The organism is Streptomyces telluris (genome assembly GCF_024519335.1).
GTDB classification, from domain to species: Bacteria; Actinomycetota; Actinomycetes; order Streptomycetales; family Streptomycetaceae; genus Streptomyces; species Streptomyces telluris.
This window is the reverse complement of the sequence record NZ_JANIID010000030.1, coordinates 62994-84724: the sequence shown is the minus strand read 5'-3', so window position 1 is coordinate 84724 and position 21731 is coordinate 62994. Positions and strand designations below refer to the sequence as shown.

Annotated in this window: 22 protein-coding genes; 7 read left to right on the top strand and 15 right to left on the bottom strand. The window is 73.2% G+C overall.

The window, feature by feature from the left end; genetic code table 11:
- Positions 1-12 precede the first annotated feature (12 nt).
- Positions 13-870 (bottom strand): type I methionyl aminopeptidase, encoded by an 858-nt coding sequence (gene map, locus NQU55_RS27505; protein WP_168093312.1) that lies wholly within the window; start codon positions 868-870, stop codon positions 13-15.
- A 68-nt stretch (positions 871-938) separates the two neighbouring features.
- Between map and NQU55_RS27500 the strand changes: the two genes are divergently transcribed.
- On the top strand, positions 939-1172 hold the full coding sequence (locus NQU55_RS27500; protein WP_168093311.1) for a hypothetical protein: 234 nt from the start codon (positions 939-941) through the stop codon (positions 1170-1172).
- A gap of 151 nt (positions 1173-1323) precedes the next feature.
- Here the strand turns inward: NQU55_RS27500 and NQU55_RS27495 are convergent, their stop codons facing one another.
- Entirely contained in the window at positions 1324-2658 is a 1335-nt protein-coding gene (locus NQU55_RS27495; RefSeq protein WP_168093310.1) for an MFS transporter, read from the bottom strand.
- Between the two features lie 111 nt (positions 2659-2769).
- Complete coding sequence (locus NQU55_RS27490) at positions 2770-3414, bottom strand: hypothetical protein (RefSeq protein ID WP_168093309.1); 645 nt, start codon at positions 3412-3414, stop codon at positions 2770-2772.
- 277 nt (positions 3415-3691) lie between these two features.
- Here NQU55_RS27490 and NQU55_RS27485 point away from each other — a divergent pair, with 277 nt between their 5' ends.
- Positions 3692-4096: a helix-turn-helix domain-containing protein gene (locus tag NQU55_RS27485; protein ID WP_168093308.1), complete on the top strand. Its 405-nt coding sequence runs from the start codon at positions 3692-3694 to the stop codon at positions 4094-4096.
- Between the two features lie 95 nt (positions 4097-4191).
- On the opposite strand, the gene NQU55_RS27480 is transcribed toward NQU55_RS27485, so the two are convergent.
- The 7 genes from NQU55_RS27480 to NQU55_RS27450 form a co-directional block, all read right to left on the bottom strand.
- On the bottom strand, positions 4192-4800 hold the full coding sequence (locus tag NQU55_RS27480; RefSeq protein ID WP_168093307.1) for a ClpP family protease: 609 nt from the start codon (positions 4798-4800) through the stop codon (positions 4192-4194).
- A gap of 4 nt (positions 4801-4804) precedes the next feature.
- Positions 4805-5440, bottom strand: coding sequence for a ClpP family protease (locus NQU55_RS27475; RefSeq protein WP_168093306.1), 636 nt, complete (start codon positions 5438-5440; stop codon positions 4805-4807).
- 138 nt (positions 5441-5578) lie between these two features.
- Complete coding sequence (locus tag NQU55_RS27470) at positions 5579-5881, bottom strand: hypothetical protein (protein WP_256791359.1); 303 nt, start codon at positions 5879-5881, stop codon at positions 5579-5581.
- Positions 5878-6228 (bottom strand): DUF6247 family protein, encoded by a 351-nt coding sequence (locus tag NQU55_RS27465; protein WP_168093305.1) that lies wholly within the window; start codon positions 6226-6228, stop codon positions 5878-5880. Before NQU55_RS27465 ends, NQU55_RS27470 begins: the two co-directional genes overlap by 4 nt.
- Positions 6225-6455 carry a hypothetical protein gene (locus NQU55_RS27460; RefSeq protein WP_168093304.1) on the bottom strand — a complete coding sequence of 77 codons (231 nt, stop codon included), beginning with the start codon at positions 6453-6455 and terminating at the stop codon, positions 6225-6227. The genes NQU55_RS27465 and NQU55_RS27460 overlap by 4 nt, the downstream gene beginning before the upstream one ends.
- 107 nt (positions 6456-6562) lie before the next feature.
- Positions 6563-7819: an MFS transporter gene (locus NQU55_RS27455; RefSeq protein ID WP_168093303.1), complete on the bottom strand. Its 1257-nt coding sequence runs from the start codon at positions 7817-7819 to the stop codon at positions 6563-6565.
- 67 nt (positions 7820-7886) lie between these two features.
- Positions 7887-8477, bottom strand: a complete 591-nt coding sequence (locus NQU55_RS27450; protein WP_168093302.1) for a DUF2867 domain-containing protein — start codon at positions 8475-8477, stop codon at positions 7887-7889.
- Between the two features lie 94 nt (positions 8478-8571).
- Between NQU55_RS27450 and NQU55_RS27445 the strand changes: the two genes are divergently transcribed.
- The gene (locus NQU55_RS27445) at positions 8572-9132 is read left to right on the top strand and encodes a TetR/AcrR family transcriptional regulator (RefSeq protein ID WP_256791356.1); all 561 of its coding nucleotides are present in this window, start codon (positions 8572-8574) and stop codon (positions 9130-9132) included.
- Positions 9133-9161: 29 nt separating this feature from the next.
- Here NQU55_RS27445 and NQU55_RS27440 read toward each other — a convergent pair whose 3' ends face one another.
- The 3 genes from NQU55_RS27440 to NQU55_RS27430 all read right to left on the bottom strand — a co-directional run bounded on the left by NQU55_RS27440 (position 9162) and on the right by NQU55_RS27430 (position 12692).
- Positions 9162-10097 carry an endonuclease/exonuclease/phosphatase family protein gene (locus tag NQU55_RS27440; RefSeq protein WP_372504824.1) on the bottom strand — a complete coding sequence of 312 codons (936 nt, stop codon included), beginning with the start codon at positions 10095-10097 and terminating at the stop codon, positions 9162-9164.
- 358 nt (positions 10098-10455) lie between these two features.
- Complete coding sequence (locus NQU55_RS27435) at positions 10456-11064, bottom strand: TetR/AcrR family transcriptional regulator (RefSeq protein WP_168093623.1); 609 nt, start codon at positions 11062-11064, stop codon at positions 10456-10458.
- Positions 11061-12692 (bottom strand): MFS transporter, encoded by a 1632-nt coding sequence (locus tag NQU55_RS27430; RefSeq protein WP_168093622.1) that lies wholly within the window; start codon positions 12690-12692, stop codon positions 11061-11063. The genes NQU55_RS27435 and NQU55_RS27430 overlap by 4 nt, the downstream gene beginning before the upstream one ends.
- A 184-nt stretch (positions 12693-12876) precedes the next feature.
- On the opposite strand from NQU55_RS27430, the gene panB reads away from it, so the two are divergent.
- From panB to NQU55_RS27415, 3 genes are all read left to right on the top strand, one after another.
- Positions 12877-13749 (top strand): 3-methyl-2-oxobutanoate hydroxymethyltransferase, encoded by an 873-nt coding sequence (panB, locus tag NQU55_RS27425; RefSeq protein WP_168093621.1) that lies wholly within the window; start codon positions 12877-12879, stop codon positions 13747-13749.
- A 108-nt stretch (positions 13750-13857) separates the two neighbouring features.
- Positions 13858-14892 (top strand): ATP-binding cassette domain-containing protein, encoded by a 1035-nt coding sequence (locus tag NQU55_RS27420; protein ID WP_168093620.1) that lies wholly within the window; start codon positions 13858-13860, stop codon positions 14890-14892.
- A complete protein-coding gene (locus tag NQU55_RS27415) occupies positions 14889-15713 on the top strand; it encodes an ABC transporter permease (protein WP_168093619.1) in 825 nt (274 codons plus the stop codon). The genes NQU55_RS27420 and NQU55_RS27415 overlap by 4 nt, the downstream gene beginning before the upstream one ends.
- An 18-nt stretch (positions 15714-15731) precedes the next feature.
- Here the strand turns inward: NQU55_RS27415 and NQU55_RS27410 are convergent, their stop codons facing one another.
- Positions 15732-19313 carry an AfsR/SARP family transcriptional regulator gene (locus NQU55_RS27410; RefSeq protein WP_256791354.1) on the bottom strand — a complete coding sequence of 1194 codons (3582 nt, stop codon included), beginning with the start codon at positions 19311-19313 and terminating at the stop codon, positions 15732-15734.
- A 139-nt stretch (positions 19314-19452) separates the two neighbouring features.
- Between NQU55_RS27410 and NQU55_RS27405 the strand changes: the two genes are divergently transcribed.
- Positions 19453-20256, top strand: a complete 804-nt coding sequence (locus NQU55_RS27405; RefSeq protein WP_168093617.1) for a site-2 protease family protein — start codon at positions 19453-19455, stop codon at positions 20254-20256.
- A gap of 116 nt (positions 20257-20372) precedes the next feature.
- Here NQU55_RS27405 and NQU55_RS27400 read toward each other — a convergent pair whose 3' ends face one another.
- Entirely contained in the window at positions 20373-21596 is a 1224-nt protein-coding gene (locus NQU55_RS27400; RefSeq protein WP_168093616.1) for a cytochrome P450, read from the bottom strand.
- Between the last annotated feature and the right edge of the window lie 135 nt (positions 21597-21731).

Here is a 21731-nt window from a genome sequence, read left to right as displayed (position 1 = left end):
CGCCCCGCAGGGTTACGGAAGGGTGAGGATCTCCGCACCCGTGTCCGTCACCACCAGCGTGTGCTCGAACTGCGCCGTCCGCTTCCGGTCCTTGGTGACGACCGTCCAGCCGTCCTCCCACATGTCGTACTCGTACGTCCCGAGCGTCAGCATCGGCTCGATCGTGAACGTCATGCCGGGCTGGATCAGGGTGTCGTGGTGCGGGCTGTCGTAGTGGGGGACGATCAGGCCGGAGTGGAACGAGGAATTGATGCCGTGGCCGGTGAAGTCGCGGACGACGCCGTAGCCGAAGCGCTTGGCGTACGACTCGATCACCCGGCCGATGACGTTGATCCGGCGCCCCGGCTTGACCGCCTTGATCGCGCGGTTGAGCGCCTCGCGCGTCCGCTCGACCAGCAGGCGCGACTCCTCGTCCACGTCGCCGCACAGGTAGGTGGCGTTGTTGTCGCCGTGCACGCCGCCGATGAACGCCGTCACGTCGAGGTTCACGATGTCGCCGTCGCGCAGGACGGTCGAGTCGGGGATGCCGTGGCAGATGACCTCGTTGACGGAGGCGCACAGCGACTTCGGGAAGCCGCGGTAGCCGAGCGTCGAGGGGTACGCGCCGTGGTCGCACATGTACTCGTGCGCGACGCGGTCCAGCTCGTCCGTGGTGACGCCCGGGGCGATCAGCTTGGCCGCCTCTTCCATCGCCTGCGCGGCGATGCGGCCCGCGACGCGCATCCGCTCGATCGTCCCCTCGTCCTGGATCTCCGGGCCGGAGTACGGGGCGGGGGCGTCCTTCCCGACGTACTCGGGCCGCCGGATGGAGGCGGGGACGGGGCGGGTGGGGGACAGGGTCCCCGGGGTGAGAAGCGACTGGCCAGACATGTCAGCGAGTGTAGCCAGGGCCCATCGGGGACCATGTGGGCGAGACGACGGATGTGAGGGAGGTCCCGATGCCCCTGTTCAAGAAGCGCCCGGACGGCAAGCCGGGCGAGTGGTACTACTGCCTGAAGCACCAGCGGGTCGAGGAGGGCCCGGAGTGCCGCGCCGCCGACCGGCTGGGCCCGTACGACAGCCGCGAGGAGGCGTCGCACGCGATGGAGACCGCGCGCGAGCGGAACGAGGAATGGCGCAACGATCCCCGCTGGAACGATGACGCCGCCGGCGAGGGGCCGAAGGCCGGCTGAGGACGGTCCGGCACCGCCGGTCGCCGGAGGGGCGGGCTGATCGCCGTCGCGGCGGAGAAGGGGCACCGGGAATTTCCGGGGAGCCCTCTCCGCCGCGACGGCGAGCAACCGCTACGGAAGCTCCCGGCGGCGGGACCGGGGCGGCCGGCGCCTACGCGGCCTCCGCCACCGCCTGCGCCGCCTTCTGCTTGCGCATCCGCACCGCGTGCTCGTCCGTCCGCTGGTCGTAGGCCATGAGCTTCGGCAGCGACAGCGCCAGCAGCCCCACGGACGCCACGCACGCCAGACCGCCCGCCCACACGGACGCGCGGACGCCCGTCAGGGACGCCATGCCGCCCGCCCGCACCTGGCCCAGCTGCGGGCCCACCGAGTACGAGAGCAGCTCGATGCCGGCCAGGCGGCCCCGCAGCGCGTCCGGGATCGTCTGGTCCCAGATCGCCGAACGGAACAGTCCGCTCACCATGTCGCAGCCGCCCGCCACGGCCAGGAACAGCAGCACCAGCCACACGTTCCCCAGCCATCCCGCGACGGCCATCGCCGCGCCCCAGCCCAGGGCCGCGTAGACCACCATCCGGCCGTGCCGGTGCACCCTCGACGCCCAGCCGCTGGTCAGGCTCACCGCCAGGGAGCCCACCGCGCCCGCCGCGTACATCAGGCCCAGCGCCCACGGCGCGTCCAGGTCGTCGGCGAGGAAGGGGAAGATCGCGGTCGGGAAGGCGAACAGCATCGCCGCCATGTCGATCGTGTACGTGCCGAGCAGGTCCTTGCGGCTCCACGCGTAGCGCGCGCCCTCCAGGATCCCGTGCAGCGACGGCTTGTCCGCCTCGTGCGCGGCGGGGGAGGGGGCCAGCCCGAACAGCAGCAGCGCCGAGACCGCGTACGAGACGACGTCCAGCCCGTACGCCCACTGCAGACCCGCGTAAGCGATGATCACACCGGCCAGCGACGGGCCGACGATGGCGCCGATCTGCCAGCGGATCGAGTTCAGCGCGACCGCGGCCGGCAGTTGCTCGTGCGCGACGATGCGCGGCACGATCGCCTGCATCGCCGGCCGCTGCAGCCCGCTCAGCGCGCTGACCAGACCCGCCACCACGTACAGCGGCCAGATCATCGGGTGCGGCAGGAGCGTGTTGAGCAGCAGCAGCACGGAGAGGACGCCGAGCCCGGCCTCCGTCCACAGGATCAGCTTCCGCCGGTCCATCGCGTCGGCGAGCGCCCCGCCGTACAGCCCGAAGACCACCAGCGGAACCAGCTCCACCGCCCCGACCGCACCGACCGCCAGCGCGGAGCCGGTCAGCTCCTTGAGCTGCAGGGGCACCGCGATGAAGGTCAGGGCCGTACCGAAGACCGTGACCAGACCCGCCACCCACATGCGGCGGAAGTCACGGGAGGCGCGCCACGGCGTCAGATCGGGCAGGAGGGCGCGGAGCCGACCGGAGGGGGCGTCCGAGGCGGGAGCGGGGGGAGGGGGGTCTTGCGCAGTCACGGGAGACCATGGTCCATAAGCGGAAGATCACTGGCAAACGCTTTTTCGAATGCAGGGTTCCGCTTCGATCTCCGTCCGGGCCGTCCGGGCCGTCCGGACCGCCCCGGCGGCCTACCAGCGCGGCGGCGGAGGCGCCGTCAGCTGGTCCGCCAGCCGCGCCAGCCGGTCACGGAACCGCCGCCGCCCGCCGCGCGGCGCGGGCAGCCCGTTCTCCCCGGCCGCCGCGCTGACCAGATGCTGCACCGTGTCCAGATCGAGCTCCGTCGTCGTCGAGACGCACGACGTGGGCGGCGGCGCGGGCACCGCCAGCCGGTCGTGCGCGAGCGCCGACATCTCCGAGCCCGCGTCCTCCGGGGCCCCGTCCAGCGACAGCACGGTCGCCCCGCCCCGCCGGGCGTCGTGCACCCGCTCCAGCAACCCCTCACCCGGCTCGTCCGCCGTCACCACCAGCAGCGTCTCACCCCGGCGCGCCGCCTCCAGCCGCCCGAGCCCGACCGACAGATGCGCCGGCACCCCCGCCGGAACCCGGTGCCGCACGAGCGTCGGCGACAGCTCCGGCAACCCCGACCAGGCCGCCTCGTCATCCAGATGCGCCGCCAAGTGCCACGGCTCGTACGCCTCGGTCCCCACCAGCAGCAGCCCGCCGTGCCGCCGCGCCACCGACGCGCGCAGCGCCCCGGCGAACCGGCGCGTGTCCTGCAACCACTCGGTTCCGGCCAGCACTTCCCGCAACAGCGCGACCCGTACGGCGTCCATACATCCGCATGGTTCCGCAAGTTGGAGCGCGGCCGGGGCAGTTACGGGGGTTCTCACCCATATGGGCGGGGGTGGTGCCGGGGCCGGGGCCGGGGCCGGGGAGGGGGAGGCGGCGGCCGGGCAGGGGCATGGCGGTGACGGTAGCCGGATCCGGCTGCTGCCGCTGAGCGAAGCGCCCCCACCGGCGGCCGTCAACGCCGCCCGCCCCGGCGCAGTTTCGCGGGCGGCAGAACGCTCAACCCGTTGCGGACCGCGCCGGCCCTTCTACGCTGGAGAGGTGAGCAGCCACGCCTCGAAGTCCGCGCCCGCGCCCGCCGCCCCCGTCATCCCCCTGCGCCCCGCGCCCGTTCCCAGCGAGCCTCTCTGGCGAAACGTCGTGGGGGACGTTCTGCGGCGTGAGCGGCTTGCTCAGAAGCGGACGCTCAAGGACGTTGCGGACGCGGGGCGGATCTCCATGCCGTATCTGTCCGAGGTGGAGCGCGGGCGCAAGGAGGCCTCCTCCGAGGTGCTTGCGGCCGCTGCCAAGGCGCTCGGGCTGAGCCTGGCCGAGTTGCTCGCCCTGGTGCAGGCGGAGCTCATCCGCCTGGCGAGCCGTACGCACGTGCAGTCCGTCCGGACGGTCGGCCGGGCGGCGGCGCGGCAGTCGGCCCCGCGGCAGAGCGAAGTGCGCCTCGCGGCCTGACCGCCGGTCTCACTGCCGGGGCGGCCCGACTGTCGCCCCGGCAGCCCGGCGGCCGCCCACCCCCGTAGCGCGGCCGCCCGCCGTGGGCGCAACCCTCAGGCGGCAGCCGCGAACGCCCTGCGGCTGAGGACGGCGTCGGCGAGGCCGTAGGCCACGGCTTCGTGCGCGGTGAAGACCTTGTCGCGGTCCATGTCGGCGCGGAGGGACGCGACGTCGTGGCCCGTGTGACGGGACAGGACCTCTTCGACCTCGCTGCGGATGCGGAGCATCTCCTTGGCCTGGAGGGCGAGGTCGGAGACGGTGCCCTGCCGGCCGCGGCTGGCCGGCTGTCCCAGCAGGATCCGGGCGTGTTCGAGGACGAAGCGCCGTCCCGGGTCGCCGCCGGCCAGCAGGACGGCGGCGGTCGAGGCGGCCTGGCCGACGCAGAACGTGGAGATCGGGGCGCGGACGAAGGTCATCGTGTCGTAGATGGCCATGAGCGAAGTGAAGGATCCGCCCGGGGAGTTGATGTAGAGGGCGATCTCGGTGTCCGGGCCGGACGATTCGAGGTGCAGCAGCTGGGCGATGACGACGTTGGCGACGCCGTCGTCGATCTCCGTGCCGAGGAAGATGATGCGCTCGGAGAGCAGCCGGCTGAAGACGTCGTAGGCCCGCTCCCCGTTGGGGGTGCGCTCGACGACGGTCGGAATGGTGTACTGGCTCATGTCGTCAGAGTCCGATCCGTCGCTTGGTGCCGGCCGGGCGGACGTCCTCCAGGGATTCCACGACGCGGTCGACCATGCCGTAGTCCTTCGCCTGCTGCGCCGTGAACCACCGGTCGCGGTCGCCGTCGCGGGAGATGGTCTCCTCGGACTGGCCGGTGTGCTCGGCGGTGATGCGCTCGATGGCCTTCTTGGTGAATTCGAGGTTCTCGGCCTGGATGGCGATGTCGGCGGCGGTGCCGCCGATCCCGGCCGAGGGCTGGTGCATCATGATCCGCGCGTTCGGCAGGGCGTAGCGCTTGCCCGGCGTTCCGACGGTGAGGAGGAACTGCCCCATGCTGGCGGCGAATCCCATGGCGAGGGTGGAGACGTCGTTGGGGATGAGCCGCATCGTGTCGTAGATCGCCAGCCCGGCCGTCACGGAGCCGCCGGGGCTGTTGATGCAGAGGGCGATGTCCGTGCGGGGGTCCTCGGCGGAGAGGAGGAGCAGCTGGGCGCAGACGCGGTTGGCCGAGGCCTCGTTGACCTCGGTGCCGAGGAAGACGATGCGCTGCATGAGGAGCAGCGACGCGAGGTGGTCGTCGAAGCGGGTCGGGGACGCTTCCGCGTCGCTTGCGTACGGCGCGAGGGTGAGCGGTGGCATGGAGCCTCCTTGGGCCGGAGTGTGATGGCGTGGTCCCTCCACTCTCCGGCCGCCGGCACCGCCCCGACAGCCTTCTCTGCCCCCAGCAGATTCGCCGACGGCAGAGCGGCGGGCCACCGCGTCGGGGCGGGGCCCCGGTTATTGCCAGAAGAGCTCTTCGACCACGATCTGCGGGTCTGCCGTGCGGCGGACGAAGACGAAGCGGGCCCACCCCCGGCTGCCGTCGAAGAAGAGGACGTGGGGGCCTCGAAAGAGGGTGGACCTGATGGGCTGGACCCGGACTTGTTCTCCGGGCCGGTACGGATCCTTGGCAGTGAGGATGTCGATCAGGGCTTCCCGGAACCTGTCCCTCACTTCTGCGGGGAGCGAGTCACGGTACGTGCGGGCCGCTTCCACGTAGTCGATCTGCCAGGGTGGTCCCATCAGCCCGTCGTTGGTCACCGGCCGGGCTCCGCGTGGCCGGCTTCGCGTCGCAGGTGTGCGGCCTGTTCGAGGAGTGCGCGGGCCTCGGCGGGGTCCCCGGCTTCGGCGGCGCGCTCTTCGAGATCGGCCACTTGGGCGTCCAGCCCGGGATCGCGGGCGAGAGCGTACTCGGTCCACCAGAGGGCCATGAAGGCCGGTACACACGCGAGGTCGTATGCGTCGGCGATGTCTCGCTTCCAGTGCCGGTCGAAGTCGGCGAGGAGCTGCGGGGCGTGGGTGGCGATCGCTTCCCGGAGGGCTTTCGGGTTGCGTTCGGGCATGGGGGGGACGCCTGCGGGGCGCTGCGCGGCAGACCTGGCGCTCATGCGGCCTTCCTCTGCTCTTCGTCTCTTGCGGCACTGTTGAGGATCTGGCGGATGCGGGAGTCGGAGAAGCCGGCGGCGCCTGCGATCTCGGCTTTGCGGCCGTGGACGGGCTTGGCATCGAAGGCGCTGACGATGGCGGCGTGGAAGTCGGCTTCGGCCTTCTTCCATGCGCGGCGCGCGGCAGTGACGGCGTCGAGGGCGGGGTCTTCACCCTTCTTCTTGATCACAGCCGAAAAGCGTAACAGAATCCGCTTTTCACTGCGCTTTATCTTTCGGAAGCGGGTGCGGGAAAGCCGTGTGCCCCGGCCCGTACCGGCTATGCCGCCGTGCCGTTCTACGCCACCCGGTCCGCAGCCGGGGCCCGGTCCGTGCCGGCGGCGTCGGTGGTGTCGGCGGTGCCGGTGGCGTCGCCCGCGTCGCCGCTCGCGATCACCCGTGACGGTTCCGCCCCGTCGCGGTCCAGGGCGCCGGAGACCACCGCGCACAGCAGGCCCGCCGCGGCCAGGGCCGCGCCGACCAGGGTGGGGGACGTCCAGCCCCAGCCGGCCGCGATGGCCACGCCGCCGAGCCATGCGCCGCCCGCGTTGGCGAGGTTGAACGCCGAGTGGTTGGAGGCGGCGGCGAGCGTGGGGGCGGCCTTGGCCTTGTTCATGATGAGCATCTGGAGGGGGGTGCTGGTCATGGAGCCGGCGGCGCCGAGGAGGACGACGGTCACCAGCGCCGCCCACTTCACGTGCACCGTGAAGTCGAAGACGACGAGGACCGCCGCGAGGCCGGCCAGGGCTCCGTAGAGGGTGGGGCGCAGGGCGCGGTCGGTGAGGGGGCCGGCCGCCAGGACGCCCAGGGTCATGCCGATGCCGAAGAGCGCCAGCACGAAGGTGACCGAGGTTTCGGAGAAGCCGGTGACCTCCACGGCCATCGCGGACAGGTAGCTGTAGACGGCGAAGACGCCCGCGAAGCCGAAGACCGTGGTCAGCAGGCCCAGCAGCACCTGGCGGCCGCCCAGGGCCCGCAGTTCCCCGCCCAGGCCGGCGCCCTGCTCGCGCGGCAGTTCGGGGATCAGCCGGGCGAGCGCGGCCATCGCCGCGAGGCCGATCGCGGCCACGACGAGGAACGTCGCGCGCCACCCCAGGTGCTGGCCCAGGAGGGTGGCCGCGGGGACGCCGATGATGTTGGCGACCGTCAGGCCGAGGAACATCATGGCGACGGCCCGGGCCTGCCGTCCCTCGCCCGCGAGGCGGGCGGCGACCACGGAGCCCACGCCGAAGAACGCGCCGTGCGGCAGCCCGGCCAGGACCCGGCCCGCGACGAGCGTCCCGAAGGAGGGGGCGATCGCGGAGGCCAGGTTCCCGGCCGTGAAGACCGCCATGAGCAGGATCAGCATCCGCTTGCGGGGGATGCGCGAGCCGAGGGCGGTGAGCAGGGGGGCGCCGACGACGACGCCGAGGGCGTAGGCGGAGACCAGGTAGCCGGCGGTGGGGACGGAGGTCCCCAGGTCGTCGGCGACGTTGGGCAGCAGGCCCATCATCACGAACTCGGTCGTCCCTATGCCGAAGGCGGAGACGGCGAGCGCCAGCAGAGCCAGGGGCATGAGGAGGGGGCCTTTCGGACGGGCGTGCGGGGGCAAGCCGTCCAGCCTACGGGATGGCCGCGCCGGGTCAGGCGGTGCTCCTTCCGGCGGCGGTCGCCTCCCACTCGCGTCCTATCTGCCGGAGCAGCGCCGGGTACACCCCCACGTAGCGGAAGATCTTGATGCCTGCCATGTAGAGGGTGCCGAGGAGACCGTTCGGCTTCACCAGGACGGCCATCTGCGCGTGGTGGCCCCCGGCCCCGTCCGCGACCCAGCCGAGGTGCAGCACTCCTCGTACGGTTCGGTTGGCCATCTCGGCCGCCCACTCGTCGTGCGTCTGGTAGACGGAGGTGAACGCGCTGAAGTCGGGTCCCCGGGGGCCTTCGCGGAGGTCTGCGGGGAGCCGGTCCCGCAGGCCCGGCTCCCGGTCGCCCACGCCGGTGCCGGGCTCGTCCCAGCCGAGCAGTGCTCCGAGCTTCCGGCGGATCGCGACGAGCGCGCGCCCCACGGGGGAGTCGGGGTAGGCCCCTGCGCCGGTCGCGAACTGCTTCACCAGGTGGGCGAGGTCGTCCGGGCCGCCCGGTGTCGGGAGTGCCCAGACGTCTTCCAGGCGGAAGTCGGCGGCGATCTCGTGGATCCGCCAGGGGCGGGAGGTGTGTGCGGTGTCCGGCAGCCTCATGATCGGTCCCCATCTATACGATGCCGTATAGATCGAGGTTAGGCCCGTTGTACGGCTCCGTATAGACGGGCGTCGCGTGAGGGGAGACACAGCCATGGGCGCCATCCGCACGCCCCGCGGGAAGTGGATCGAGGAGGGGCTGCGCGCGCTCTGCGCCGGCGGTCCGGAGGCCGTCCGGATCGAGTCGCTGGCGCAGGCGCTCGGCGTCAGCAAGGGCGGCTTCTACGGCTACTTCCGCAACCGGGACGCGCTGCTCGCGGAGATGCTCGACACGTGGGAGCGCGAGGTCACCGAGGAGGTGGTGGAGCGGGCCGAGAGCGGCGGGGGAGACGCCCGGGCCAAGCTGGAGCGGCTGTTCACGATCGTGTCGGCCGCCGCCGACCGGACGGTGACGAGCGTGGAGGCCGAGCTCGCGATCCGCGAGTGGGCACGGCGCGACGAGGCCGTCGCGGAGCGGCTGCGGCGCGTCGACAACCGGCGCATGGACTACCTGCGCTCGCTGTTCGGCCCGATCTGCGCCGACGAGGACGAGGCCGAGGTCCGCAGCCTGCTCACCTTCTCCTCGCGGATCGGCACCCGCTTCATGGCCGCCGACCACGGCGGGCGCAGCCACGCGGAAGTGATGCGGCTGACCAGGAAGTGGCTCCTGAGATAGCCGCTTCCTGGCCGCGCCGGCGCAGTGGGTCAGATCCTGACCCGCGCCGCCACCGGCAGGTGGTCGCTCTTCGTCGCCGGCAGCGTCCACGCCGAGACCGGGTCCATGCCGCGCACCATGATCTGGTCGATACGGGCCATCGGGAAGCTCGCCGGCCAGCTGAAGCCGAAGCCGTCGCCCGCGGCGCCCTGGGCGGAGCGCAGCTGGGAGGTGATGGGGGCCAGGGAGCGGTCGTTCATGGTGCCGTTGAGGTCGCCGAGGAGGATGACGCGCTTCTCGGGCTCCTGCGCGATGGCCCGGCCGAGCGCCTCGGCGCTGCGGTCGCGCTGCCCGGCGGTGAAGCCCGCGTTGAACTTGACGCGCACCGACGGCATGTGGGCGACGTAGACGGCGACGGGGCCCTGGGGAGTGCGGACGGTGGCGCGCAGGGCGCGCACCCAGCCGAGCCGGATGTCGACGGGCTGGACCAGCTCCAGGGGGTACTTGCTCCATATGCCGACCGTGCCCTGCACGGAGTGGTGCTTGTACGTGCCCGCCAGCGCCTTCTCGTAGCGCGAGGCGTTGGTGAGCTCCTCCAGGGCCACCACGTCGGCCCCGGAGGCGGCCACGGCCCGGGCCGTGGCGGCGGGGTCGGGGTTCTCGGCGTTGACGTTGTGGGTGGCCACCGTGAAGTTGCCGCCCTTGGCGGTCTTGTCGCTGAGCAGGCCGCCGAAGAGGTTCACCCAGGTGACGACGGGGAGCAGCAGCGCGATCAGCGCGGTCGCCGAGCGGCGCACGATCGCCAGGACGAACAGCACGGGGATGCCCAGGCCGAGCCAGGGCAGGAAGGTCTCGGTCAGGCTGCCGAGGTTGCCGACCCGGTTGGGTAGCTGGGTGTGCAGGAGCATCAGCAGGCCGAGCAGGACCGCGAGGGCGGCGAGGACGAGGCCGCGCCGCCAGACGTCGCGGTCCCGCCACCGGTCCATGAGGCGCCGGGCCCCGGATCCGGTCCCCTCCGGACCGGCTCCGTCTCGGCCCGTCTCCTGCATGTACGCCTGCGCCATCCGTCGTCCTCAACTCTTCATCCGCTGCGGCCCCGCCCACCAGACGATAGGTGATCACCCGGCGAGTGCGGCATGCGCCGCTTCCGCTTCCGACGTGACGCCCCTGGAGGGGGCGTCGGTGGGAAGGACGACACCACGGCGGACCGGGGTTCCGGCCGGGGGGCCGGCCGGGGCGTGCTGTGACACAACGGGCATATTCGCCGGAGTCCGGGGCCGTACGGCGCCCGCCCGCGTCCCGTACGGCACCCGCCGCGTCCCGTACGGCGGGCGCGCCCGGCCGTCAGCGGGGGCGCACGCCCTCCAGGACCGCGTCGACGATCTTCCCGGGGAGGTCCTCCGGCAGCTCCGCCCGCTCGTGGAACATGGCCCGCGACAGCATGGGGCTGACGATGAGGTCGCCCATCAGCTCGACGTCCAGGTCGGAGCGGACCTCACCGGTGGCCATGCCGCGCCGCAGGACGGCGTGGACCGCCTCGCGGCGGGCCGTGACGACCTTGTCGTGGTACTCCTGCCAGAGCCCGGGGTGGGCCTTGATCTGGGCGAGGACCGTGCGCAGGACGGCCGAGGAGCGCTTGGCCAGCCCGCGCCGGCGCAGCGTCTCCAGCAGCGTCACCAGGTCGTCCCGCACGGACTCCCCGGCGAGCTCGGGGGCGGCGTGCTCCAGGGAGCGCATGACGTCGAGCATCAGCGCCTCCTTGCCGGGCCAGCGGCGGTAGACCGTGGCCTTGCCGACGCCGGCCTCGCGCGCGATGCGCTCCATCGACAGCTCGCCGAGCGTCACGCCCTCCTCGAGCAGGCGCAGGACGGTCTCGACGACGGCGGTGTCGAGGGCGGCGTTGCGGGGGCGGCCGCGCCGCTCGGGGGCGTCGGCCGTCCGGGGGTGGGTCATGCGCCCGCTCCCGCTTGTTCCTTCTGGCCGTCCGGGCGCGCGGCGCCGGGCGCCGTGCGGACCGCCCCGCGCCTGGGCAGGAAGAGGGCGACGACGGCCGCGCCGGCCAGGGCGGTGGCACTGGCGCCGATGAGGGTGACGTGCATGGCGTGGACGAAGGCCTCGTGCGCGGGGCCGATGAGCGCCCTGCCCTCCGGGCCGAGCGTCGCGGCGACGCTCAGGGTGGCCTCGACGGACTCTCCCGCCGCGTGCCGCGCCTCCTCCGTCAGGCCGGGGAGGGCGGCGATCCGGCCGGAGATGCCGTCGCGGTAGGTGGTGGACAGCACGGAGCCGAGCACGGCGATGCCGAGCGAGGCGCCGACCTGCCGGAAGGTGTTGTTCACGGCGGAGCCCGAGCCGGCCCGCTCGCGCGGCAGCGACTGCATGATCGAGACGGTGGCGGGCGGCATGATGTGCGCCATCGAGGCGCCCTGGAAGAACAGCAGCACCTCCAGCACCCAGACCGGGGTGTCCTGGTCCAGCAGCAGGAAACCGGCCATCGTCGCGGAGACCATCACCATGCCGCCGGTGCACACGACGCGCACGCCGAACTTCTCGACGACGCGGCGGACGCGCACGGCGAAGAACATGTGGGCGGCCGCGAGCGGCAGCATCAGCAGCCCGCTCTGCAGCGGGGAGAAGCCGCGCACGCTCTGGGTGTAGAAGACGGTCATGAACGTCACGCCCATCAGCGCGAAGAAGACCAGCGCGATGGCGGAGACGGCGGCGGCGAAGGCCGGGTTGCGGAACCAGCGCACGTCGAGCGAGGGGTGGTCCGAGCGCCGCTCGTGCAGGACGAAGAGGACCAGGACCAGCAGGCCGGCGCCGGCCGTGCCGAAGACCTCGGGGTCGGTGAAGTCCGCCAGCTGGCCGCCCTTGATGATGCCGTAGACCAGCAGGACCAGGCCCACGACCGAGAGCCCCGCGCCGACCGGGTCCAGGCGGCCCGGCCGCGGGTCCCTGGAGTCGGGGACGAGCACGGACATCGCGGTCAGGGCGGTGATCACGATGGGGACGTTGACCAGGAAGACCGAGCCCCACCAGAAGTGCTCCAGGAGGATGCCGCCGGTGATCGGCCCTATGGCCACGGCGAGGCCCACGGCGCCCGCCCAGATGCCGATGGCCTTGGGCTGCTCCTCGCGCTCGAAGACGTTCATGATGATCGCGAGCGTCGCGGGCATCACGAACGCGCCGCCGAAGCCCATGAGCGCGCGGAAGGCGATGAGCTCGGTGGGCGAGCCGGAGAAGGCGGAGAGCACGGAGCCGGCGCCGAAGACGACCATGCCGGCGAGCAGGACCTTCTTGCGGCCGAGGCGGTCGCCCAGCAGGCCGGCGGTGAACAGGATCCCGGCGAAGACCAGGGTGTAGGAGTTGACGGCCCATTCCAGCTGGCTCTGGGTGGCGCCCAGGCCGATGGGCGCGGGGGTGGCGATCGTCTTCATCGCCACGTTCAGGATCGAGTTGTCCAGGACGACGATGAGCAGGCTGAACAGCAGGACGGCCAGGATCGCCCAGCGCCTGCGGTGCACCGCCTCCGGGACCTTCCGGGGCGGCGCGGCGCCCGGGGCGCCGGAGGGAGCGGGTGTCATGCCCGCCAGCCTAGATCCTTTCCGATACGAACCCGTCTCGTATTGGAAAACCTTTACCCCGGCCCTACGAACGGGTGTGCGCGGGGGTCCCTTCCCCGCCCGGAGCACGCGTGTCAGCATGGAGGGGATCCGGGGACGCCGTCTGGGCGCCTCGAGACGACATCAAAACAGGAGCACACCAGCCATGACGACGACGCATGCCTCGAACACCCCCGACAGCAGCCGCGACCCCAAGGCGCTGTACGGGGGCAAGGGATCCCGGCGCATCACCGTCCGCGACATCGCCGCCGCCAAGGCGCGCGGCGAGAAGTGGCCCATGCTCACCGCGTACGACGCGATGACCGCCTCCGTCTTCGACGAGGCCGGCATCCCCGTCCTGCTCGTCGGCGACTCGATGGGCAACTGTCACCTCGGCTACGAGTCCACCGTGCCCGTCACCATGGACGAGATAGCCGTCCTCTCCGCCGCCGTCGTCCGCGGCACCAAGCGCGCCCTGATCGTCGCCGACCTGCCCTTCGGCTCCTACCAGGAGGGCCCGGTCCAGGCGCTGCGCAGCGCCACGCGGCTGATCAAGGAGACCGGCGCGAACGCGGTCAAGCTGGAGGGCGGCGAGCGGTCCGCCGAGGCGATCAAGCTGCTGGTCGACGCCGGCATCCCGGTGATGGCCCACATCGGCCTCACCCCCCAGTCCGTCAACGCCTTCGGCGGCTACCCCGTGCAGGGGCGCGGCGAGGAGGCCGCGCAGCAGCTGCTGCGCGACGCCAAGGCCGTGCAGGACGCGGGCGCCTTCTCCGTCGTCCTGGAGCTCGTCCCCGCCGAGCTGGCCGCCGAGGTCACCCGCACCCTGCACATCCCGACCGTCGGCATCGGCGCGGGCTCGCAGTGCGACGCGCAGGTGCTCGTATGGACGGACATGGCCGGCATGACGTCCGGCCGCGTGCCGCGCTTCGTCAAGCAGTACGCGCAGCTGCGCGAGGTCCTCGGCGGGGCGGCGCGCGCCTTCGCGGAGGACGTGGTGGACGGCGCGTACCCGGCCGAGGAGCACGCCTTCCACTAGGAGGCGGGCCGCCGGGCGGCCCACCCCGCAAGAGCTGACAGGCCACCGACAAGCCGCTGTCGGCGGCCTGTCGGTGCGCTGTCAGTGGCGGCTGGCACCGTGGTGGGCATGACGCGAAACGACACCTCACGGGGGGCGGGCAGCGGCGGGAACGCCGTCGAGGTCCGCGGCCTCGTCAAGCACTTCGGGGAGACCAAGGCGCTCAACGGCGTCGATCTCGACGTACGCGAGGGCACCGTCCTCGGCGTGCTCGGGCCCAACGGCGCCGGCAAGACCACGCTCGTGCGCTGCCTGTCCACGCTGCTCCGGCCGGACGGAGGCACCGCCCGTGTCGCGGGGTACGACGTGGTGGCCCAGCCGCGCCGGTTGCGCCGGGTGATCGGCCTGACCGGCCAGTACGCCTCGGTGGACGAGAAGCTGTCCGGCTTCGAGAACCTGTACATGATCGGCCGGCTGCTGGACCTCTCCCGCAAGGACGCCCGCCGCCGCGGCGAGGAGATGCTGGAGCGCTTCTCCCTCACCGAGGCCGCCAAGCGCCCCGCCGGGCAGTACTCCGGCGGCATGCGCCGCCGACTCGACCTCGCCGCCTCCATGATCGGACAGCCGTCCGTGCTGTACCTGGACGAGCCCACCACGGGCCTGGATCCCCGCACCCGCAACGAGGTGTGGGAAGAGGTCCAGCGGATGGTCGCCGAGGGCGCCACCGTCCTCCTCACCACGCAGTACATGGAGGAGGCCGAGCAGCTCGCCCACGAGCTCACCGTCATCGACCGCGGCCGGGTCATCGCGGGCGGCCGGGTGGACGAGCTGAAGGCGAAGGTCGGCGGCCGCACCCTGCAGATCCGCCCGGCGGACCGCGCCGAGCTGCCCCGCATGGTCGGCGCGCTGGCCCAGGCCCGGCTCGACGGGATCGCCGGCGCCACCGCCGACGAGGCCGAGGGCGTCGTCAACGTCCCCATCGTCAGCGACGAGCAGCTGACCGCCGTGGTCGCCCTGCTGGGCTCGCGCGGCTTCGCGATCTCCGGCATCTCCACCCACCTGCCGAGCCTCGACGAGGTCTTCCTCGCCGTCACCGGCCAGAAGGCGTCCGCCCCGCAGCAGGACGCCGCCGACACCGACGCACTCCAGGAGGTCGCCGCATGAGCGCGGCCGCACTCACCGCGCCCGCGACGGCGCCCGCCCACGAGGGGCGCATCGGCCTGCGGGCCAACCTGCGGCACATCGGCGCCCTCGCGCGCCGCAACATGCTGCAGATCAAGGCGGACCCGGAGTCGATGTTCGACGCCGTGATCATGCCGATCATCTTCATCCTGCTCTTCACCTACGTCTTCGGCGGCTCGATGGCCGGCAAGGGCCACGAGCAGGAGTACCTCAACTACCTCGTGCCCGGCCTGATGGCCATGCAGGGCATGAACATCGCCATGGCCGTCGGCACCGGCGTCAACGACGACTTCAAGAAGGGGGTGATGGACCGCTTCCGCACCATGCCGATAGCCCGGTCCTCCGTCCTCATCGCGAAGATCGTGGTCGAGATCGGCCGGATGCTCATCGCCACCGCCATCCTGCTGGGCATGGGCTTCGCCCTGGGCCTGTCCATCACCACGACCCCGCTGCACCTGCTGGCCGCGGTCGCCCTGTCCGTGGTGTTCGGCGCCTCGCTGATGTGGGTCTTCATCCTGCTGGGCCTGTCCCTGAAGACCCCCCAGGCCGTCCAGGGCATCGCGATGCTCGTCCTGATGCCGCTGCAGTTCGGCAGCTCGATCTTCGCGCCGACCGCGAAGATGCCCGGCTGGCTGGAGGGCTTCACCGAGTACAACCCGCTGTCCAACCTCGCCGACGCCGCACGGCACCTGATGCGCGGCGGGCCCGTCGCCCACTCGGTGTGGATGACGCTGGCCTGGGCCGTCGCCATCACCCTCGTGACCGCGCCGCTGGCCGTCTCGAAGTTCCGCAAGAAGACCTGAGCCGGTCCCGTGTCCGCGTCATACGAGGGCGGCGGCCTCCTCCAGGGTGAGGCCGCCGCCCTCGGCGTACGCGCGCTCGTACGCGTCGTCGCCGAGCAGCTTCCGCACCGCGGCCTCCGTGTGCTCGCGCACCTCGCGCTCCACCGACGCCACCGGGAAGTCGACCGGGCGCAGGGCGTCACCGGCGCCGATCAGCCGTGCGGCGCGCAGCGCGTGCTCCCCGCGGGCCGCGGGCTCCGCGCGCTCCCCGCCGGCCAGCCCGGCGTAGGCGAAGGCGGCGAACAGCAGCTGCGTCATCGGCAGCTGCGGCACCGCGAGCGCCGACAGCGGGTCGCCGGCCATCGACAGGGCCTCGCGCAGCCTCGGCAGGGCGTCCGCCGGGCGGCCCTCCAGCGTGTCCAGCCAGGCCATCTGACCGCACATCAGGCTCTCGAACATCACCACCGAGCGGATGCCGAAGTCCGACACCAGCGCCTCGAAGATCTCCCGGGCCTCGGCTGTCCGCCCGGTGCGGGCCACCCGCACGCCGAGCTGCAGCCTGCCGAAGACCGCGGCGTCCGTATTGCCCTGCTCCGCCTCGGCGATGGCGTCGCGGAGCATCTGCTCGCCCTCCTCGTCGCCGACCGTGCCCGCTTCCACCAGCGCCCCGGCGAGCCGGGCGCGCAGCGCCGGCAGCTGCCCGGTCGAGCCGAGCTCGCGCACCTGCTCGACGGCCTCCCGGTAGTCCTCGGCCGCCAGGCCGAACTGCCCGCGCCGCTCGTGCACCTCGCCCAGGCCCGTCAGGCCCTCCGCCACGCCCCAGGAGTCCCCGAGCCGCCGGAAGATCCGTACGCTCTCCTCCGCGTCCGCGGTGGCCTGGTCCAGCCCGCCGGGCTGGTCGTTGAATATCTTCGAGCGCAGCTGCAGCGAGTGGCCGAGCTCCCACTCGTAGCCCAGCTCGCGGCAGCGCGCGACCATCGCGTCCAGGGTCCTGTAGAGCCTCTCGAAATCGCCGGTCATGAGGACGGCGAAGAAGACGATGAAGCCCGGCACCCGGCAGGCCTGCGGCGGCACGTCGGCGTAGGCCGCGGAGATGCGGCGCAGCCTGCGCTGCGTCTCCGGCGCGTGGATCACGGCCATGTCCGTGATGCTGACCAGCCGCGCCAGATGCACCCCGCGCCGCGCCTCCGCCAGCACGTCGGGCGCCATCGGCGGCGGCTGCTCGGTGCACGTCACGTACAGCGGCACGACCGGGGCGACCGGCTCGGCGAACGGGTCGGGGCCCATCGCGCCCACGGCCTCCGCCCAGTGCGCGGCCTCCGCGCGCTGGTCCCTGAGCTGCCAGAACCAGCCCATGGACAGCGCCAGGCACAGCGCCTCCTGCTCGTCCTGCGCCGCGACGGCGCGCCGCAGGGCGGTGCGCAGGTTGTCGTGCTCCAGCTCCAGCCGCTCCAGCCAGACGCCCTGGGCCGGGCCGCGCAGCAGCGGGTCCGCGGTGCGGGCCAGCTCGCGGTAGGCCACCAGGTGGCGGTGCTCGGCGCCTGCCCGCTCGCCGGCCTCGTCCAGCCGCTCGGCGGCGTACTCCCCGACGGTCTCCAGCAGCCGGTAGCGCATCTCGCCGCCGGCCGTGGGCTCGGCGACCACCAGCGACTTGTCGACGAGCGAGCCGAGGAGGGCGGCGACGTCCCGGGCCCCGACGGCGCCGGGGTGCGCGGCGCCCGTGCTCGCGGCCGTGCCCGTATCCGTATCCGTGCCCGCATCCGTGCCCGCGCCCGGCCCGTCGGAACACACCTCCTCCGCGGCCGCCAGGTCGCAGCCGCCGGAGAAGACCGACAGGCGGCGCAGCACGGCGCGCTCGGGCCCGTCGAGCAGGTCCCACGACCAGTCGACGACGGCGCGCAGCGTCTGCTGGCGCGGCAGGACGGTGCGGCTGCCGGAGGTCAGCAGCCGGAAGCGGTCGTCCAGGCGGTCGGCAAGGGTGCGCGGGCCGAGCAGCCGCAGCCGGGCCGCGGCGAGCTCGATCGCCAGCGGCAGCCCGTCCAGGCGCCGGCAGATCTCGGCACACGCCTCCGGGTCGTCCTCGACGCGGAAGCCCGGGCGGGCCGCGGCGCCGCGGTCGGCGAGCAGCCGCAGGGCGACCGTGTCGGGCAGCGGCTCCACGGGCCGCACCGCCTCGCCGGGCACGCCCAGCGGCTCGCGGCTGGTGGCGAGCACCGTGACGCCCGGGCAGTGGGCGAGGAGCGTCTCGGCGAGCCGGGCCGCGGCGTCGACGACGTGCTCGCAGTTGTCGAGGACGAGCAGCATGCGGCGCGGCGCGCAGTGCTCGGCGAGGCGCGCCAGCGGGTCCGTCGCGGAGGCGTCACCGGCGGCCCGCAGCCCGTCGGCGGTCGTCCGCACCACGGTCTCGCGGCCGCCGAGCGCGCTCAGCACCGCCTCGGGCACGGTGGCCGGGTCGTCGACGGGCGCGAGCTCGGCGAACCACACGCCGTCGCGCCACCCGTCCCCGTCCCCGTCCCCGGCGACGGCCTCGGCGGCCTCCAGCGACAGCCGCGTCTTCCCCGCGCCCCCGGGCCCGAGCAGCGTCACCAGCCGGTGCGCCCGCAGATCGCTCCCGATGGCCGCGATGTCGTCCTCCCGCCCGACGAAGGAGGTGAGCCGGGCGCGGAGGTTGCCGGGCGGGGGCAGGGGGCTGCCGTGCGGCGCGGGCGCGCCGGGGGAGGGCCTGGTGCCGCCGGGCGCCGGCGCCGCGGGCGGGTACGGCCGGTCGGGCGGCTCCGCGGCGCTGCCCGGAGCGGCCCCGCCGTTCGGTGTCATGGCGCCATCAGGCGTGGAAGCGCCCGGCGCGCAGGGCGTGCCCGGGCGCGGTGCGGCGTCGTGCCGGGCGCCGTACGCCGCTCCCTGTTCCGGGTTCAGCAGCTCGGCGTGGAGGGTGCGGAGCTCCGGGCCCGGGTCCGTGCCCAGGCGGGCGGAGAGGTCGTCGGCGATGTCCGCGTACGCGGCGAGCGCCTCCGCCGGGCGCCCCGCCGCCCGCAGGGCCCGCAGCCGCACGGCGTGCAGGGGCTCGTCCAGCGGATGCTCCTCGCACAGCGCGGTGAGCTCCGGAAGGATCTGCTCCGCCCGGCCGAGGGCGACCGCGGCGGCCAGCTGCGTGCGGCGGGCGTCCAGGCGGCGGGCCTCGTAGCGGACGGCGAGGGCCGCCCGGCCCGGGAGGTCGGCGAGGACGGGCCCGCGCCACAGGGCGAGGCCGGTGCCGAGCAGGTCCGCGGCCCGGGCGGGGTCGCCGTCGGCGAGGGCCCGCGCGCCGTCCTCGGCGAGCTGCTGGAAGCGGTGCAGGTCCACGTCCTCGGGCGCGGCGCGGAGCCGGTAGCCGCCGGCCGCCGAGGCGACGGCGTCGTGCCCGACGGCCCGCCGGAGCCGGCCCACGAGGGCCTGCAGGGCGCCCGCCGCGTCGGCGGGCGGCTCGTCGCCCCAGACCTCGTCGATCAGCGCCTCGGCGGTGCGGACGCGCCCCGGGTGGAGCGCGAGCGCGGCGAGCAGGGCGCGCAGCCGGGCGCCGCCGAGGGCGGCGGGCCGGCCGTCGCCGGAGTGGGCCTGGGTGGTGCCGAGGATGCCGTAACGCACGGCCCCATTCTCTCCCGGGCCCGTACCGGCCGGGTTACGGCCCGGAGGGGTGGAGGAAGTACCGTCACCCGGTACGTCCGCCGCAGCCGCCCCGCCCGGGCGGCCGGGCGGGACCGCCCACTTCACAGGAGCAGAAGCCATGCCTACAGCGACCCGCGGCGAACGGCGCGTGAGTCCCGTTTTCCTCGCCCTCGTCGCCATCATGGGCGTCTCCATATGGGCGGTGTGGACGGACTTCTCGGCGAGCCCCGGCTTCGCCGTCTTCCTCTTCGTCGTCTCCGGCTGGGTCGTCTCGCTGTGCCTGCACGAGTACGCGCACGCGCGCACCGCCCTGCACGGCGGCGACCTCACGGTGGGCGCCAAGGGCTATCTGACGCTCGACCCGCTGAAGTACACGCACGCGCTGCTGAGCATCGTGCTGCCCGTCATCTTCGTGATCATGGGCGGGATCGGCCTGCCCGGCGGCGCGGTCTTCATCGAGCGGCACCGCATCCGCGGCCGCTGGAAGCACAGCATGATCTCGGCCGCGGGCCCGCTGACGAACGCCGCGTTCGCCGTGGTGGTCACCGCCCCGTTCTGGCTCGGCGCGATGGACGGCGTCCCGGACCACTTCCGCTACGCGCTCGGCTTCATGGCGCAGCTCCAGGTGACCGCCGCGATCCTCAACTTCCTGCCCGTGCCCGGCCTGGACGGCTACGGCGTGATCGAGCCGTGGCTGTCGTACAAGGTGCGGCGCCAGGTGGAGCCGTTCGCGCCGTTCGGGATACTGGCCGTCTTCGGCTTCCTGTGGATCCCCGAGGTCAACCACGCGTTCTTCGACATGATCGACGCGGTGCTGCGGTTCCTCGACGTGACGGTGTGGGACACGTACTGGGGCCAGGAGCTGTTCCGTTTCTGGCAGGGCACCCCGGACATCCCGCCGCTGTCGGGCATCGTCCTCTGAGCCGCCGGCCACTGGCCACCAGCCACCGGCCGCCGGCCGATCGACTGATCGACTGATCCGCGGCGCGGGAAGGTCCCGGGCCCCCCGTGTGGCCCGGGACCGGTCTCATGCCGCGCTCACGCCGCGTCCCAGGTGACCGGGAGGCTGTGCACCCCGTAGATGTTCGAGTGGGTGCGCAGCGGCACCTCCCCGGCCGGGACGGCCAGGCGCAGCGTCGGGAACCGGCCGAAGAGCGCCGGCAGGGCGACCCGCATCTCGACGCGGGCCAGCTGCTGCCCCAGGCACTGGTGGATGCCGTGGCCGAAGCCCAGGTGCCCGGTGGCCTTGCGGTGCAGGTCGAGGACGTCGGGGCCGGGGAACCGGAGGGGGTCGCGGTTGGCGGCCTCGAAGGAGACGGTGACGGTCTCGCCGGCCTTGATCACGTGGCCGTCCAGCTCGACGTCCTCCAGGGCCGCCTTGATGCCGGTGTGGGCGATGGTCAGGTAGCGCATCAGCTCCTCGACCGCCTGATCGGCGAGGTCCGGGTCGCTGCGCAGCGCGGCGAGCTGGTCCGGGTTCTGCAGGAGGGCGAAGGCCCCGTGGGCGATCATGTTGGCGGTGGTGTCGAGGCCGGCGCCGAGCAGGAAGCCGCCGAGGCCCGCGAGCTCCTCGTCGGTGAGGTCGCTCGTGGTCAGTTCGCTGAGCACGTCGTCGGTGGGCTCGGCGCGCTTGGCCGGCACGAGCGTGTGCAGGTACTCGTGTATCCCGGTGACGGCGGCGTAACGCGCCTCGTCCGAGGAGCGCATGTCGGTCAGCGTCAGCGTGTGCCGGTGGAAGAGCTCGCGGTCGGCGTAGGGGACGCCGAGCAGCTCACAGATCATCAGCGCGGGGATCGGCTGGGCGAAGGCCTCCACCAGATCGGCGGACGGGCCCCGGCGCTCCATGGCGTCCAGGTGCTCGGCGGTGATCTGCTCGACGCGTTCGGTGAGGGCCCGCATCCGGCGGACGGTGAACTTGCCCGCGAGCAGCCTCCGGTAGCGGGTGTGCTCGGGGGCGTCCATCCCCGTCATGTCCCCCACGGGCGCCGGGGGCAGGCTGCCGCCCTCGGGCAGGCCGGGCAGCGCGAGGGGGAAGTGCATGAGCTCGTACCGCGAGCTGAAGCGCGGGTCGGCCATGATCGCGCGGACCGTGGCGTGGCCGGTGGCGAGCCACCCCAGGTGGCCGTCCGGGTAGCGCATCCGTACCAGCGGCTGCTGTTCGCGCAGTCCGGCCAGCTCGGCGGGCGGGTCGAAGGGGCAGCCCTCGGTGCGGGCGGTCGGCAGCGCGGCCAGGGGCTCGGCGGCGGGCAGTTCGCGTTCCATGGAAGTCCTCCGGTTGCAGGGGGTGCCTCTCGAAACCCGCGCGGTGTTCCGCGCTGTGACGTCATCATGGCACCGTCATGGCGCCATACGCAAGAGAGGGTGGCGCAACGGGGGAGTGGTGGCGTCACGGATGGC